Genomic DNA, 15,493 nt, shown 5'->3' on the forward strand with positions numbered 1-15,493 from the left:
CTTAAAAGGACATGACAACCGCTGAAATTGCAATCAATTATTTTCCAAGTAACTGTTCTCCGATTTTAACAACATCTCCGGCACCCATTGTGATCAACAGATCTCCGGCTTCACAATTATTCAGCAGGAAATTCTCAATCTCATCAAAGGTTGGGAAATATTCGCATGGAGTACCAAGCTCCTGGATCCGTGCCTGCAGATCCTTGGAAGAGATTCCAAGATTATCTGTTTCTCTTGCTGCATAAATGTCTGCCAGAACCACATGATCGGCAAGCTTAAGAGCCTGTGCAAATTCCGGAAGAAGAGCCTTGGTACGTGTGTAAGTATGAGGCTGGAATACGCACCACAGCTTCTTGTGTGGATAATTGTGTGCAGCGTTTAAAGTAGCCTGGATTTCTGTTGGATGATGCGCATAATCATCAACAATGGTAACGCCTGCTACTTCGCCTTTATACTGGAAACGGCGATCTGTTCCTGTGAAACTGCCAAGTCCTTTGACAATGACATCATTCGGAATCTGAAGAAGCCGAGCCAGAGCAATTGCTGCCAGGGCATTGGAAACATTGTGGCTGCCCGGAACTTTCAGATAGAAACTGCCGGCCTTTCTGCCATCCTTCAGAACGGTAAAGGATGCATGTCCATATTTGTCATAAGTGATATCTGTGGCCTGATACTGAGCTTCATGCTCCAGACCATATGTAATAATTTTACATGAAAGGTCTTTGATAATATCCTGATAATGCAGCGTATCCGCATTGATGATCAGGGCTCCGTCTGCGGGAAGCAGCTGGGCAAATCTGCGGAAGGAATGACGGATATCATCAATATCCTTAAAAAAGTCCAGATGGTCAGCATCAATGTTCAGGATCACACTGATCTTCGGGAAAAAGCTTAAAAAGCTGTTGGTATACTCACAGGCTTCTGTGACAAATGTTTCGGACTGACCTACTCGGATATTTCCCCCGATAGAAGGAAGAATGCCGCCAACACTGATGGTCGGATCCGCATCTGCTTCCAGAAGAATCTGGGAGATCATGGAAGTAGTGGTGGTCTTGCCATGGGTTCCGGAAACTGCGATTGGGGTATCGTAGTTGCGCATGATCTGACCAAGAAGCTGGGCTCTGGTCAGCATTGGAATGCCTTTTTCCACTGCACTGGCATATTCCGGGTTATCCGGATGAATGGCTGCAGTGTAAACTACAAGTTCTACATCGTCTGTAATATTGGAAGCGCGCTGTCCGTAAAAGATGCGTGCACCTTTCCTGGTAAGGGAATCCGTAAGCGGGCTTTCTTTGGAATCAGAGCCGGAAACCTTGAAATCCTCGCCGAGAAGGATCTCAGCAAGTCCGCTCATGCTGATTCCGCCAATACCGATAAAATGGATATGAAGCGGTTTATGGAAGTCTATCTGATACATGTTAATCTCCTTATGCTAATCATTTTTGAAGCGATTCAATATTCATTGAAGGAAAAGCCTCCTGAATCGTTATGAATTTTTACAATTACTTTCATTTATTATACCCCGAACTGTGAAAATTGCAAAGTATTTCTTTGGATAGTCGGTAACCAATACAATAATTTCCCTTTCCTACAGTGTCGCTGTTCACGATTTTCACAGCAGTATGCTTCGCAAAACACAGTAATACTACTGTACAAAATGAATAAAAAAAACAATCAGAGATTCGGTTGTGTCGAAAAAACATGTACAATAACGATAAAAAAAGTAAAATATCAACAAATAAATTGTAAAATATGTTTATTAAATATGGGAAGTATGGTATAATGATAAATCATAACTACAACAAGAGGTGATAGCATGATTAAAAAAGAAATGATTGCCATGCTCTTAGCCGGCGGCCAAGGCAGCAGACTTGGGGTACTGACAGAAAAAGTGGCCAAACCAGCAGTAGCTTTTGGAGGTAAGTACCGTATCATTGATTTTCCGTTAAGTAACTGTATTAATTCAGGAATTGATACAGTTGGAGTCCTGACACAGTATCAGCCTCTGAGACTGAATACCCATATCGGTATCGGTGTTCCGTGGGACCTGGACAGAACTGAAGGCGGTGTAACCGTACTTCCACCTTATGAGAAGAGCACAAACAGCGAGTGGTACACAGGAACAGCCAATGCCATTTTCCAGAATATGGCGTATATGGAGCAGTACAATCCCGATTATGTGCTTATCCTTTCAGGAGATCATATATATAAGATGGATTACGAGGTTATGCTCGACTTCCACAAGGCAAATAAGGCGGATGTGACCATTGCCTGTATGCCTGTACCTATTGAGGAAGCCAGCCGTTTCGGCATCATGGTAACGGATGAGACTTTCCGTGTAACTGAATTTGAGGAGAAACCAGAGCATCCAAGCAGCAATCTGGCATCTATGGGAATTTATATTTTCAGCTGGCCGGTTCTGAAGGAAGCGCTTTACGCACTGAAGGATCAGCAGAGTTGTGACTTTGGTAAACATATTCTTCCATATTGCAAGGATAAAGGACAGCGCCTTTTCGCCTATGAATACAATGGCTACTGGAAAGATGTTGGAACTCTTGGTTCCTACTGGGAAGCAAATATGGAACTGATTGATATTATTCCTGAGTTTAATCTTTATGAGGAATTCTGGAAGATTTACACCAAGGGGGATATCATCCAGCCGCAGTATATTTCAGAAGAGGCCGTTCTGGACAGATGTCTTATCGGTGAAGGCTCTGAAATCTATGGCGAAGTACATAATTCTGTAATCGGATCGAATGTTGTGATCGGAAAGGGCAGTGTGATCCGGGATTCCATTATCATGCGGAATACAACCATCGGTGAGAATGTAAACATGGAAAAGGCAATTGTGGCAGAGGACGTAACCATAGGAAATGATGTGGTTCTTGGCTGCGGCGAGGAAGCACCTAATATAAAGAAACCTGCGGTATATGCATTTGGCATTGCGACCATAGGAGAAGGCTCCGTGATTCCGGATAATGTTAAGATTGGAAAGAACACGGCGATTTCCGGTGTGACCACCCAGGCAGATTATCCGGATGGCATTCTGGAAAGCGGACAGGTAATTGCAACAAAGGACGGTGACAAAGCATGAGAGCAATCGGAATTATTTTAGCCGGCGGTAACAATAACCGCATGAGAGAATTATCAGACAAAAGGGCAATTGCAGCAATGCCTATTGCCGGAAGCTACAGAAGCATAGATTTTGCCCTGAGTAATATGGCGAACTCCCGCATTCAGAAAGTAGCTGTACTGACTCAGTACAATGCACGTTCCCTGAATGAGCATTTAAGCTCCTCCAAATGGTGGGATTTCGGAAGAAAGCAGGGCGGTCTTTTCGTATTTACTCCTACTATCACCAAAGAAAACGGTTTCTGGTATCAGGGAACTGCAGATGCTATTTATCAGAATCTCAATTTCCTGAAGAACAGTCATGAGCCATATGTTGTCATCGCATCCGGTGACTGCGTGTACAAGATGGACTATAACAAGGTTCTGGAATATCACATTGCGAAACGCGCTGACATTACCGTTGTATGCACTACATGTCCGGATCCTTCCGAGGTTGAGCGTTTCGGTGTCCTTCGCATGAATGAGGACTGCAGGATTGAGGAATTTGAGGAGAAGCCAATGGTTTCCCCATATAATACTATTTCTACAGGTATTTATGTGATCCGAAGAAGACAGCTGATCGAACTGATTGAGAAGGCTGCACAGGAAGGTCGAAATGACTTTGTAAAAGATATTCTGATCCGTTATAAGAATCTGAAGAGAATCTATGGATATAAGATCGACAGCTACTGGAGCAATATTTCCACTGTTGAATCTTACTATAAGACCAACATGGATTTCCTGAAACCGGAGATCCGTAACTACTTCTTCAAACAGGAGCCAGCAGTTAAGACCAAGATTGATGATCTTCCACCGGCTAAATACAATCCTGGCGCAGATGTTAAGAATTCTCTGATTTCCAGTGGATGTATTGTAAACGGAGTGGTTGAGAATTCTGTCCTGTTTAAAGATGTTTATGTTGGAAATAATTGCGTAATTAAAAATTCCGTAATTTTGAATGATGTATATCTGGGGGATAATACACATATCGAGAATTGTATCGTTGAAAGCCGGGGAACCATCCGGGCAAATTCGTACTACAGCGGTGATGGAGAAGTAGAGATCGTTGTGGAGAATAATGATAGATATAGCTTGTAATATAATAAGACTTAAAGCGCAGTAAATGCGATTAAGAGGAAAGGGGCAGCAAAAATGAACATTACAGACGTACGGGTGAGAAAGGTTGCAAAGGAGGGGAAGATGAAAGCTGTAGTCTCCATTACCATTGATGAAGAATTTGTAGTACATGACATCAAGGTGATCGAAGGAGAGAAAGGTCTTTTCATCGCAATGCCAAGCCGCAAAGCAACCGATGGAGAATATCGGGATATCGCGCATCCAATCAATTCTTCCACTCGTGACAAGATCCAGACGATCATTCTCGAGAAATACCAGGAAGCTGCAGCAGAGGAAGAAGCTGCGGTATAAGAAGGAGAGAGGTTTTTACATCCCGCATTTTATGGAGAGATTCATGAAATGCGGGATATTTTTTGCAAAAACATTCCTGTGATTTGCCCAAACTATTTCACGGTATATTGTGCCTGAATTTGTTCTATAACCATGTATTTCATTATCTTTCCAGATTCTGGATAATTGTGAAATATTACGTAAATGTTACAAAAGTTAAATAAAAGTGTTGAAAAAATTACGAAATATGTTATACTTGACATACGAAAAAAATAACGAGGTGTTTACATAGATGAGATTTAAAAAGATTTTTTCAATGTTGTTAACTGGAATCATGATTGTTTCTATGCACGGGGCAGTATTTGCTTCTTCTACGGAGGAACAGATCGCTGATGTACAGGCACAGAAAGAAGCTGCGCAGGCAGAACTGGCACAGCAGCAGTCCAACATGGCATCTCTGGAGAGCAAGAAGCAGGAGCTTGAAAGCTATCTGGAAGAGCTGAATGCTCAGTATACAGACCTTACCAACAGTGTATCTGAGCTTGGAATTCAGGCAGCGGAGAAAGAAGAAGAGCTGAAAACCCTGAATACCCAGCTTGAGGAAGCCAAGGCCACAGCGGACAAGCAGTATCAGGATATGAAGAAGCGTATTGTATACATGTATGAGAATGGAAGTGCTTCCATGCTGGAGCTGCTTTTGTCCTCAGAAGATCTGGCTCAGTTTCTGAACCGTGCAGAGAATATAGCCCAGATTTCCCAGTATGACAGAGACATGCTTGCTAAATATAAAGCCCTTCAGGCAGATATCAAGACCCAGGAAGAGCAGGCAGAAGAGGAAGCTCAGAATATTAATGAACTTCTGGCAGAGAAATCTGCCAAACAGCAAGAGGTACAGGCACTTACTGCAAGCACAAATGAGAACATTCAGTCCTATATTTATCAGATCAGTGCCAGCCAGGATGAAATCAGTGCTTTAAATACACAGATCAGTAATGCAGACAGCAGTATTTACAGCCTTTTGCAGGCTGCAGAGGCAGAGAAAGCAGCCCAGGAGGCGCAGGTAGCCCAGGAAGCTGAGGCTGCCGCCCAGTCACCAAGTGACGGGGGAAACTATGGCACAGAGGAATCCTACGATGACTACAGCGAGTCTGAAAGTGATTCCAATCAGGACACAGATAACAGCAGTTCCTATGATGATTCTTATACCGAGTCATCCGACAGCAGTGAAAGCTCCGACAGTTCTTCCGAGAGCAGCAGTTCATCTTCACAGGGAACTTACCTTGGAACCTTTACTCTCACCGCATACTGCAACTGTGCACAGTGCTGCGGAACAGCAGGAAACCTGACAGCCAGCGGAACTGTTCCTACAGCGGGAAGAACCGTTGCCATGGCTGGTGTGCCATTCGGAACTCAGCTCCTGATCAATGGAAATGTGTATACAGTGGAGGATCTTGGAACACCTTACGGACATGTGGATATTTATTTTAACAGCCATTCAGAGGCACTTGCATTTGGACTTCAGAGTGCGGAGGTTTACAGACTGAATTAAGGAAAAAGAATACGCCCTGACAGGATTAAGATCATTAAAATCTTCTGCCTGTCAGGGCATTTGTCTGCAATAATATATAGGGTGGAGAATTGTTATAAATACGGCTCTCCCGGAATTTCCGGATAGCTTCCCATTCCGATCAGCAGTTCCAGGCCGATCTGTCTTGCCTGGAGTACAGCCTCTTTCACAGCACTGGCATCTCCGGAGAGGGCAAGGATAACTTCATTGGAATGGCTTGTACCGATACTCGGTGTCATATAGCGTGTAATATGAACTGCAGAAGCCTTCATTGCAGTGTCTGCCATTACAAGTCCAATCGCTGCCGGAGAACCTGCCATGAATCCGAAAGCTTCCCCTGGAACTGCGTGAAAGGCCATGGCAAGAGCGCCGCCTGCATTTGCTGAAAATGCAAATTCCAGATGACCGGATTCGCTGATATATAACTCTCCCGCATATTTATTGGTTAATTCCAATGCAAGAGAAATGGCGTGGCGCACATCAGAAACATCATTTCCACCAATCACGATATAATTGCCGTGACCACCCCAGCCCTTGGTATCACGTGGGAATTCGATAGAAAGAACCTCTGTGCCTGTAGCCTTCACTGCATCATCAACAGCAGTAATCTGACCTGCTGCACCTGTACGGGAACTGAAAAGTCCCAGGGTGTGATAGCGTGTTCCTATATTCATTTCATTTAAAAGAGTATCGTCTACTCCTGAAATCACAAGTCCGATGGTATCCAGAACTGCAGTTCCCACAAATTCGGTGCGGGTACATTTGGTACTGATACTGTGTACATCCATGAGAAAAACCTCCATAGCATTACTTTTCCTTAGTTTAACATGATTAAGGAAAATTGAAAAGCTGTTTATCTATAATATTGTGCCTGCGCCGTCCATAGCTGGAAATATTTCCCGTTTTTATCTGCAACAAGCTCCTGGTGAGTTCCTGTCTGAATTACAGTTCCATCATGAAACACAACAATTTTATCACAAAATTTGCAGGAAGACAGGCGATGGCTGATATAAATGGCAGTTTTATCGCCTGTTATTTCATTGAACTTTTCATATATTTCAGCTTCCGCAATGGGATCAAGAGCTGCAGTCGGTTCGTCCAATATAATAAAAGGGGCATTCTTATAAAGGGCTCTTGCAATAGCTATCTTCTGAGCTTCTCCACCGGAAATGATAATTCCCTTTTTATTAAAATCCTTGTAAAGATAAGTATTCAGACCTTCTGGCATTGTAGAAAGCCAGTTGTGAAATCCGGATTTCTTCAGAGCATTTTTTACTTCCTCTTCGTCATAATTGATTTTGGTAGACACATTTTCCCCAAGAGTCAGGGAAAAGAGCTTGAAGTCCTGAAATACCACTGAAAAAATCATCATATATTCTTTGTAATTATATTTTCGGATATCGATTCCGTTAAGAAGAATTTCCCCTTCTGTAGGATCGTAAAGCCGACACAGAAGCTTGATGAACGTAGTTTTTCCGCTTCCATTCATACCAACGACAGCCAGTTTTTGACCAATTTCAAATTTCATATTGATATTTCGGAGGGCATATTGTTCACATCCTGGATATCGGAAAGAAACATTTCGAAATTCTATTTCATACTTTCGGTCGCTGCGTTTTTCGGTAGTCAGGCTTCCCTGATACATGTTATTGGGAATGTCCAGAAATTCAAATGTCTGTTTCAGAAAAATAGCATTGTTTTGCATATCTTCAATGGTGGAGATACAGCCGGATACACTTGAATATATTTTCGTAATAGAGGAAATATATTTTGTAACCGCTCCGATTCCAAAGGCACCTGTCCAGGCTTTTAAGCATACAAAAACATAGGCAATCCCTGTGAAAATTACAGATACTGCGGAAGACGCTGCCATGTAAAATCCAACAGGTCCCTTTCCATATCTGGCAAATAATCCCTTGGAACCGAAAGGATTTTCTTTGCTCAGATTATGCTTTTCGCATATTTTTTCCTGTTGGTAAATCCGCATATCCGCTGCCTTTTTGCTATCATAGCCCAGACGTCCGTAATATGCAAACAAACGATTGGAAAAGGTATGCAGATCTGCACTTCTGACCCAGTATTTTCCTGCCTTTCCAGCGAGTACAGGCGAAAACCAGGTAATCAGTACCATAACAGAAATTATGGCTGTTACACATACCGGATTGTTAAGAATAACAAGTTTTTCTGCTGTTTTTGGAATCTGGCTGGTGAAAAGGGAAATGGTCATGGATAAGCCACAAATGATCGAAAATCCTTCTGAACACAGAGCTTCATAATTTAACAGAACATTGTATAGTCCCCACCCAGGTCCATTGAGATTTTGAATAATGGAAGAATATAACTCCATAGTTTTGCTATCATCTAAATCACAGTAATCCATATCAAAAAGTTTTTCGCACAAAATTCGCTTGATTTTCATTCCAAGACCTGCGCTCCAAGTCCTTTTCCATTTTTTAAGAAATGCAGATATCAAGCTGATTCCTGCTCCGGATAATAAAGTAATCGTTACCAGAAAACGAATGCGGTCAGGGCTTCGGTCGCCTGCAAGTTCTTCAATAACAAGTGCAGATAAATATATGATTATATAGGGAGTCAGTGCTTTCCAGATGGTCAGACTGATTTGGGAAAGAATTAATTTTGGATAATATCGGTAAAAAAGCTTATATGCTCTGTGATTAAGCTGCAGTGCTTCTTTTAACGATATGTTTTTCTCATTTGTCTTCATTTTCCCCATCTCCTTCCCTGTAATATTTGCTTTGAACCTCATAGAGAGCAGCGTATTTTCCACTTTGCCTTAACAGCTCTTCGTGAGTTCCTTCTTCCTGTATTTCTCCCTGCTCCAGCATTAAGATTCTGCTGCAGAATCTGGTAGAAGCGAGCCGATGGGAGATATAAACTGAGGATTTTCCTTTTGTCATTTCGTCATATTTCTGATAAATGTCTGCTTCAGCAATGGAATCGAGTGCGGCAGTTGGTTCGTCCAATATAATAAAAGGGGCATCTTTATATAATGCGCGGGCGAGCATAAGGCGCTGTGTTTCTCCACCCGAAAACATAATTGCATTTTTGTAAACCTCACGATTCAGAAAGGTTTGATACTTATCTGGAAGAGCTTCTATTTTTGGAAGCAAGCCGGCTTTTTTGATACAATTTTTCACCTGTTTCAGGTCGAAATTTTCTGTTTGCGCCACATTTTCTGCAATGGTTCCCGCTAACAATGAAAAATCTTGAAACACTGCCGAGAACAGCTTATAATAGTCTTTTCTGTTATAGTTTCGGATATCTGTTCCATTTAATTTTACCTGTCCCTTTGTGGGATTAAGAAACCCACAGATTATTTTGATCAACGTAGTTTTTCCAGCACCATTAAGACCTACAACTGCCAGATTTTCTCCTGGATGTAAGGTAAGATTTATATTTTTTAAAGTATCTGTTTCAGCTCCTGGATAGCGAAATGAAACATTTTCCAAAACAATTTCATAATTATTTTTAGCGTCCTGATTTAAGGTAAGTCCATCTTTGAAACGGAATAATTCCGGATAATCCAGACATTCCCGGACCGTGGAAATATCAAGAGACTGTCGGTGCAATGTGCCAAGTCCTTCCAGAATTCCTGTAATCCAGCCTGAAAAACTGTCTACTGCAGTAAAATAAAGCAAAAAAGCAGGCACATCAAGACCGCGGTATAATACCAAATAAATTAAATATGCGTAGACCGCTCCATTGCGCAGAAAAGTAAAAGTCAAATCTGCAATTCCAGCCCAGATATAAACATTTTCTGCTTTTCGATGAAATGCTGTAAATTCCCTGGCTGTTTTGCTGTATAATTCTTCCAGCCAGAAACGAAGACCGAAAATGCGGATATCTTTTGCTGCACCAAAGTCAGCTGCACGGTTTAATAAATATGCCATTTGATGTATATATTCAGCTTCTTCCTCCCGATGTTGATACTTATATTCATCTAATCTTTGAGAGATAAAATAACTGATTCCGGCAGTTGACAGAATGACCAAAATCAGAATTGGATGAATTTGTGTAAGAAGACCGGTGTAAATAAAAAAACAGACAATATTGATCAAAAGTACAGTTAGTGTATTCCAGATTGCTTCAGTGGCCTGATCGTTATTGTCCGTATATTCGGCCGATTTGGTCAGTAATTTTTTGAATTTCATATCGTCTATATTGGGATAAGATGTTGTGGATGCTTTTTTGTTTAAAAGATTTACAATCTCACAACGGACACTGATCCGTCCGCAAATTACGTTTTGATTTGCATAAGCCAATGCAGCTGATACCAGCATTATCATAAGCACAAAAATTACAATTGTAAAAAGCAGTTCCTGAATGGAAACATGATTTTCTATTGCACTTAATATGACAGGAGAAACATAAAGGTTAAGAAGGTTCTGTATAATGGTTAACAGTGCGATAAAAAAGCTGATCACCAGAACTTTCTTCTCCTGAGAAGTGCAGGCAAGTTTAATCATAAACCATATATTTTGAAAAGTACTGTATTTTGATACAGGATTTTTTTGAAACATGATTTTCCCTTCTTTCTTATTTTTCTTTTGATACCAGATTGCTACGTGCTTTGCACTCCCGCAATCTTCAAAAACATTCGTAATCCGCTCATTTTTCTTCGGAAAATGGCTACTTACTCATGTTTTTGACCATGGTATCATTAAAAAGATTCTTAATATGATTTTACCAGAAAAAATATCCCCGGATTAAACCGGGGATGAATTGCATGTTTCGGGGGATGAATTATAACTGGGGCAGTAAAATCTCAGTGGTAAAGGCGCCCTCTTCACTGTTTCGGCTGATATATCCATCAGATCGCTTTACTATATCATCAATACGGATCAGCCCAAGACCATGACCATCACCTTTTGTACTTTTAAAAAGATTTCCCTGTTTTTTCAACTTCTTTCCCGCTGTAAAATTAGTGAAAGAAATGTATAACTGCGTGTTTTTCATGTCCATATAAATGCGGATCAGTCGTTTTTCTTTGGGAAGCTGCAGGCTGGCTTCTATGGCATTGTCGAATAAATTTCCAATAATACAGCAAAGATCAATTTCAGAGGAATTCAGCTTAACAGGAATGTCAGCATCTGCAATTACCTGAATATCTTTGGACCGTGCCAGTGATATTTTAGAATTTAAAATAGCATCTGTCATGGCATTTCCGGTTTTTATCACAGTATCTACTGTGGTAAGATCCTTGTCAAGAAGATCGAGATAATGTCTGATTGCGTCCCAGTTTTCTGTGGCTGCATAAGCCTTCATTGTTTGGATATGATTGCGATAATCATGGCGCCAGCCTCGCATCTGGCGGTACATATTATCAACCTCCTGATAGTGAGTTTCAATCAGTTCCTTCTGATATGCAGCCATTTTTTTAGCTGCTTTTTTCGAAAATAAATGCATTTTAATCTCCCAAATCAGTCCATATTAATGATTGCCCGGTTAACCTTCTCATAAGCGCCGCGTGGAAGGGGGATTATACTTCCATCCTGCAAATAAATCTCTTTTTTTGTAACCCGGCTGATTTTTTTTAGATTTACCAAAGCAGAACGTCCCGCTCTGAAAAAATGAGAATTCAGCTTTTTTTCCAATTCGCTTAAGGTCATTTTCAGGGTGATAGTCTGTTGACTGTGAATCGTAATATAATTGCTGTTTACCTCTGCATAATTGATCTGACAGATGGGCAGACGAATCATCTCACCCTGACTAATTATGTTAAGAAACTTCTCATTTTTGATAAGCTTCGTGACTGCACGGTCAAGAACTGTAAAGAACTTCTCTTCTTGTATGGGCTTCATCAGATAGTGAAGGGCATCTACTTCATATCCGTCAGAAATATAGTCTGCGTATCCGGTGATAAATATAATTTGTACGGTCTGATTATCCTGCCGCAGCTTCCTTGCCATGGTAACACCATCCATGGCGCCCATTTCTATATCAAGGAGAAGGATGTCAAAATCTTTTTTCTCGGCATAATTAAACAAAAAATTTTCGGCTGATGTAAATTCTGAAATCTGTATATGATAACTGTTATGACTGCCCCATATTTCGCACAGAGAAGAAAGATAATTTCTGTCTGTGGCAAGGTCATCACAAATTGCAATTTTATATGTTTGACACAATTTTTTAATCCTCCATTTTACAGAAGTATAGCACGTATGCGGGAAACATGTCCAGATTCTTCACGAAGAGAATTGTAAACCAAAAATAAATAATAGGTTGACAATTGTAACGTAACTGTGTTAGATTGTATCTGACAAAAATAATATTTACTCGAGGAGGAGAATATGAGTACCGTAACCGCAACAAAGACAAAAACATACGACCTGGCATACATAGCTATTTTCGCCGTACTGATCGCAATCTGTTCCTGGATTTCCATTCCAATGACAGTGCCGTTTACATTACAGACATTTGGTGTATTTATGGCTGTTGGTGTGCTTGGCGGAAAGAGAGGCAGCCTGGCTGTACTGGTTTACATTTTACTTGGAGCTATTGGTGTTCCTGTATTTGCAGGATTTTCAGGAGGACTTGGTATTCTTCTTAACAATACCGGCGGTTACATCATCGGATTTCTTTTCTCCGCCCTGGTAATGTGGGCTATGGAATCTCTCTGGGGCAAAAAGCCTGTTATTCAGATTCTTTCCATGGTAGTCGGACTGATTGTCTGCTACGCAATGGGAACTATCTGGTTCATGGTTGTATATACAAGAACCTCCGGAGCTGTCGGACTTGGAACCGTACTGGGCTGGTGCGTAATTCCATTTATCATTCCTGACCTTGTAAAGATCGCTCTGGCATTTGTTTTGTCCAGAAGGGTACGTAAGCTTGTACCAATGCAGTAAAAAAGAACGTCAGACATATCCCATTCGCCCTCACCACGGGATGTGCCTGGCGTTTTTTATCGGAAATGGCTACAGCACTGGATTTACAGCCCATATGCAGGAAATGCTGGAGCTTTTTACAAAAGGGGCAGATGTTTGTCTCACAGTAAAAACTGACGAAATCTGCTCAGCCTGTCCAAACAATAGCCAGGGAATCTGCGAGGCAGCCGAGAAGGTGAAAAGATATGACAATGCAGTGCTGGCAGAATGCGGCTTAAAAGAAGGTCAGAAACTTGCATTCCCGGAATTTACCGAAGCAGTACAGAAAAAAATCATTGAAACGGGAAAAAGAACGAAAATCTGCGGCGATTGCCAGTGGAACCGGATCTGCCAGGAACAGCCGAGTCGGTGGAGTAAATAAAGCAGCTCTCGCGGAAAAATACAGAGAACCGGATATCCAGCACTTTGCGGAATCCGGTTCTTTGTGTTTTAAAGATTATTTATTTGACTTTAGCTTTTTTATTAAGTCCCCGTTTCTTAAGGATCTGGTTATAAAGAGCTTTCTGCTTTTTCGGAACTTTTACAGTAGCTTTTGGACTTGTATTTTTGAATGCGTTTTTGCCAATGTTCTTTAATGTAAGCCGGCTGGATTTGATGGTAATGGAAGTAAGTTTTTTGCAGCCGTAGAATGCATTTTTACCTATTCTTACAATATTCTGACCAATTACCACTTTTTTCAGCTTACGGTTATTTTTGAAAGCATTGGTGGAAATTTCAGTTACTTTGTAGGTGGCACCTTTTATTTTTATTGTAGTTGGAATGATGACACTGGTTTTTACTTTATTTCCAATAAAGGCAACTGTCTGGCTGGAAGAACGGCTGCTTGTAACTTTGTATATGTTTCCAGTTTTTTTATCTGTAATTTTTGTTCCAACTGAAACGGATGGAGTCGGTGTTACAGTTGGGGCAGAAGTGATTGCCGGTGTTGGTGTGGCTGTTGGAACCGGAGTCACGGTTGGCATTGGAAGCTTGGCAATTGTCTCAGTTCTCGTTACACCACAAATAGTACAGGTGTATGTTTTTACGCCTTCTTCTGCAATTGTTGCAGGTTTGGTGATTACACCGTTATTCCAGGTGTGCTTGCCGGAAGCAGGAATTTCAGTTACATCTTTTTTGCTGTCACAGCGTGTGCAGTGATGGCTCTTGCTGCCGACTGTTTCGCAGGCAGCAGCGGTATCGATAGTCCAGTCGGAACTGTAATCGTGACCTAATGCAGCAATTTCTTCTGTTTTAGTCTCGCTGCAGATGGTGCAGGTGTATTGTTTTACGCCAGTTTTAGTGCAGGTGGGGGGTGTGGTTATTTTTCCATCGTCCCAGTGATTTTCACAATTATGTACTTTGACAGCAGCTGTCTGGTGCGCGGTCAGACCGTAAAGAGAAGCACTAATTGTAGTATCGCCTTCAGAAATTCCAGTTATGGAACCCGAAAGGGTAGCGACTGTCGAATCAGCAATTGTTAGATCTGGGGTATCAGTCACAAAAACAAATCTGGAACCCCAGTGTCCGAAAACGGAAATCGCTGGATCTGATACGGAAATGGAAGTGCTTTCACCTGTTTTTAAAGAATACTCATCTTTGTCAAAAGTAATATTAAAATTAGAAATTTTTGATGTTGCAACTGGAATTGTAAGGGTAGTTTCTGTGTTGTCTGCACTTACAGGGGTGGTATTAACTTTATCTCTGTATGCAAAATTTTCCACCCAATAGTGAAAGCCATTGTAGTATACATGACCGATTCCGACACAGTTGAATTTAGAATTAAGCATATTTCGTCTGTGTCCCTGACCGGCGTAAAGCTCGTTATCTTCCCTCCAGCCGTCGTTGACACTGTCAGCAGTTCCATATCCCGCAGCTATATTTTCGCCTGCATAAGTATAATATACTGAATTTTCATAAAAGGCGGAGAAGGTGTCTTTGTTATTTGGACGTGTATGGGAATAAATAATTGCAATTTCAGCGGCCCTTTGCATAGCTGTTTTTTCCAGATCGTAATCATACTGCAATGGCTGCAGATTTGTGCAATATGTTTTGGTTGTATCGTCTTGCTTCCAATACCATGCGTCTGTGCTGCTTGTACGCATTTCATTGATCATATTCAGAATTGTTCGTGCTTCTGTCTGTCCATATTGTACAGAAATGCTTACTGGCGTTGTGGCAGTTTCCGCCTTTACTTTAAAAGGAACCGCCAGAAACAGAAGCATGGCAAAACAAAACCATAAATGATACAAATTTCTTTTTCTTTTCATGTTCATCCTCCTGGTGCTTTTATGGTATTTTGCTTTTGTGTTAGAGCTTGTTTCAACAAACTCTGGGAGAGGAAAATCCTCTCTGCCCGATAAAGATATTTTAGCACAAAAAATAAATATTTCTATACCTAAATAGTTAAAATAGAATATAGCTTTCGAAAAAAGAAGAAAATTTAAACATAAAAAAACACCGAAACCCTTGGCTTAACAGTGATAAGGAACTAATTTACTTATCAACTGTTAGCTGACGGTTT

Annotated in this window: 13 protein-coding genes; 6 read left to right on the forward strand and 7 right to left on the reverse strand. The window is 41.1% G+C overall.

Going from position 1 to position 15,493, the window contains the following annotated elements; genetic code table 11:
- Positions 1 to 37: 37 nt before the first annotated feature.
- Positions 38 to 1,417 carry a UDP-N-acetylmuramate--L-alanine ligase gene (gene murC, locus LIZ66_RS05715; RefSeq protein WP_173719060.1) on the reverse strand — a complete coding sequence of 460 codons (1,380 nt, stop codon included), beginning with the start codon at positions 1,415 to 1,417 and terminating at the stop codon, positions 38 to 40.
- Positions 1,418 to 1,816: 399 nt separating this feature from the next.
- Between murC and LIZ66_RS05720 the strand changes: the two genes are divergently transcribed.
- From LIZ66_RS05720 to LIZ66_RS05735, 4 genes are all read left to right on the forward strand, one after another.
- The gene (locus LIZ66_RS05720; RefSeq protein WP_118577984.1) at positions 1,817 to 3,094 is read left to right on the forward strand and encodes a glucose-1-phosphate adenylyltransferase; all 1,278 of its coding nucleotides are present in this window, start codon (positions 1,817 to 1,819) and stop codon (positions 3,092 to 3,094) included.
- Positions 3,091 to 4,209, forward strand: a complete 1,119-nt coding sequence (glgD, locus tag LIZ66_RS05725; protein ID WP_118577983.1) for a glucose-1-phosphate adenylyltransferase subunit GlgD — start codon at positions 3,091 to 3,093, stop codon at positions 4,207 to 4,209. Before LIZ66_RS05720 ends, glgD begins: the two co-directional genes overlap by 4 nt.
- 54 nt (positions 4,210 to 4,263) lie before the next feature.
- Complete coding sequence (gene spoVG, locus LIZ66_RS05730; protein ID WP_118577982.1) at positions 4,264 to 4,539, forward strand: septation regulator SpoVG; 276 nt, start codon at positions 4,264 to 4,266, stop codon at positions 4,537 to 4,539.
- A gap of 271 nt (positions 4,540 to 4,810) precedes the next feature.
- Complete coding sequence (locus LIZ66_RS05735; protein ID WP_227200613.1) at positions 4,811 to 6,067, forward strand: PcsB-like coiled-coil domain-containing protein; 1,257 nt, start codon at positions 4,811 to 4,813, stop codon at positions 6,065 to 6,067.
- A 92-nt stretch (positions 6,068 to 6,159) separates the two neighbouring features.
- Here LIZ66_RS05735 and pduB read toward each other — a convergent pair whose 3' ends face one another.
- The 5 genes from pduB to LIZ66_RS05760 form a co-directional block, all read right to left on the reverse strand.
- Positions 6,160 to 6,873 carry a microcompartment protein PduB gene (gene pduB / locus LIZ66_RS05740; protein ID WP_227200615.1) on the reverse strand — a complete coding sequence of 238 codons (714 nt, stop codon included), beginning with the start codon at positions 6,871 to 6,873 and terminating at the stop codon, positions 6,160 to 6,162.
- 65 nt (positions 6,874 to 6,938) lie between these two features.
- A complete protein-coding gene (locus LIZ66_RS05745; RefSeq protein WP_227200617.1) occupies positions 6,939 to 8,810 on the reverse strand; it encodes an ABC transporter ATP-binding protein in 1,872 nt (623 codons plus the stop codon).
- Complete coding sequence (locus LIZ66_RS05750) at positions 8,797 to 10,626, reverse strand: ABC transporter ATP-binding protein (protein WP_227200619.1); 1,830 nt, start codon at positions 10,624 to 10,626, stop codon at positions 8,797 to 8,799. The genes LIZ66_RS05745 and LIZ66_RS05750 overlap by 14 nt, the downstream gene beginning before the upstream one ends.
- 223 nt (positions 10,627 to 10,849) lie before the next feature.
- The gene (locus LIZ66_RS05755) at positions 10,850 to 11,512 is read right to left on the reverse strand and encodes a sensor histidine kinase (protein ID WP_148463561.1); all 663 of its coding nucleotides are present in this window, start codon (positions 11,510 to 11,512) and stop codon (positions 10,850 to 10,852) included.
- A 14-nt stretch (positions 11,513 to 11,526) separates the two neighbouring features.
- Positions 11,527 to 12,231 carry a LytR/AlgR family response regulator transcription factor gene (locus LIZ66_RS05760; protein ID WP_195477736.1) on the reverse strand — a complete coding sequence of 235 codons (705 nt, stop codon included), beginning with the start codon at positions 12,229 to 12,231 and terminating at the stop codon, positions 11,527 to 11,529.
- Between the two features lie 165 nt (positions 12,232 to 12,396).
- Here LIZ66_RS05760 and LIZ66_RS05765 point away from each other — a divergent pair, with 165 nt between their 5' ends.
- Entirely contained in the window at positions 12,397 to 12,954 is a 558-nt protein-coding gene (locus LIZ66_RS05765; protein ID WP_148463559.1) for a biotin transporter BioY, read from the forward strand.
- The gene (locus LIZ66_RS05770; RefSeq protein ID WP_306467730.1) at positions 12,938 to 13,354 is read left to right on the forward strand and encodes a DUF1284 domain-containing protein; all 417 of its coding nucleotides are present in this window, start codon (positions 12,938 to 12,940) and stop codon (positions 13,352 to 13,354) included. The genes LIZ66_RS05765 and LIZ66_RS05770 overlap by 17 nt, the downstream gene beginning before the upstream one ends.
- A gap of 79 nt (positions 13,355 to 13,433) precedes the next feature.
- Here the strand turns inward: LIZ66_RS05770 and LIZ66_RS05775 are convergent, their stop codons facing one another.
- The gene (locus LIZ66_RS05775) at positions 13,434 to 15,239 is read right to left on the reverse strand and encodes a leucine-rich repeat protein (protein WP_227200620.1); all 1,806 of its coding nucleotides are present in this window, start codon (positions 15,237 to 15,239) and stop codon (positions 13,434 to 13,436) included.
- Positions 15,240 to 15,493: the final 254 nt, after the last annotated feature.

The sequence above is a fragment of the Blautia faecis genome, from assembly GCF_020554845.1.
In the GTDB taxonomy this organism is placed as follows: domain Bacteria; phylum Bacillota; class Clostridia; order Lachnospirales; family Lachnospiraceae; genus Blautia_A; species Blautia_A faecis.

Coding starts and splice junctions, on each gene's coding strand:
- murC (WP_173719060.1), bottom strand. CDS start 1,417: ATGTATCAGATAGACTTCCATAAACCGCTTCATATCCATTTTATCGGT.
- LIZ66_RS05720 (WP_118577984.1), top strand. CDS start 1,817: ATGATTAAAAAAGAAATGATTGCCATGCTCTTAGCCGGCGGCCAAGGC.
- glgD (WP_118577983.1), top strand. CDS start 3,091: ATGAGAGCAATCGGAATTATTTTAGCCGGCGGTAACAATAACCGCATG.
- spoVG (WP_118577982.1), top strand. CDS start 4,264: ATGAACATTACAGACGTACGGGTGAGAAAGGTTGCAAAGGAGGGGAAG.
- LIZ66_RS05735 (WP_227200613.1), top strand. CDS start 4,811: ATGAGATTTAAAAAGATTTTTTCAATGTTGTTAACTGGAATCATGATT.
- pduB (WP_227200615.1), bottom strand. CDS start 6,873: ATGGATGTACACAGTATCAGTACCAAATGTACCCGCACCGAATTTGTG.
- LIZ66_RS05745 (WP_227200617.1), bottom strand. CDS start 8,810: ATGAAGACAAATGAGAAAAACATATCGTTAAAAGAAGCACTGCAGCTT.
- LIZ66_RS05750 (WP_227200619.1), bottom strand. CDS start 10,626: ATGTTTCAAAAAAATCCTGTATCAAAATACAGTACTTTTCAAAATATA.
- LIZ66_RS05755 (WP_148463561.1), bottom strand. CDS start 11,512: ATGCATTTATTTTCGAAAAAAGCAGCTAAAAAAATGGCTGCATATCAG.
- LIZ66_RS05765 (WP_148463559.1), top strand. CDS start 12,397: ATGAGTACCGTAACCGCAACAAAGACAAAAACATACGACCTGGCATAC.
- LIZ66_RS05775 (WP_227200620.1), bottom strand. CDS start 15,239: ATGAAAAGAAAAAGAAATTTGTATCATTTATGGTTTTGTTTTGCCATG.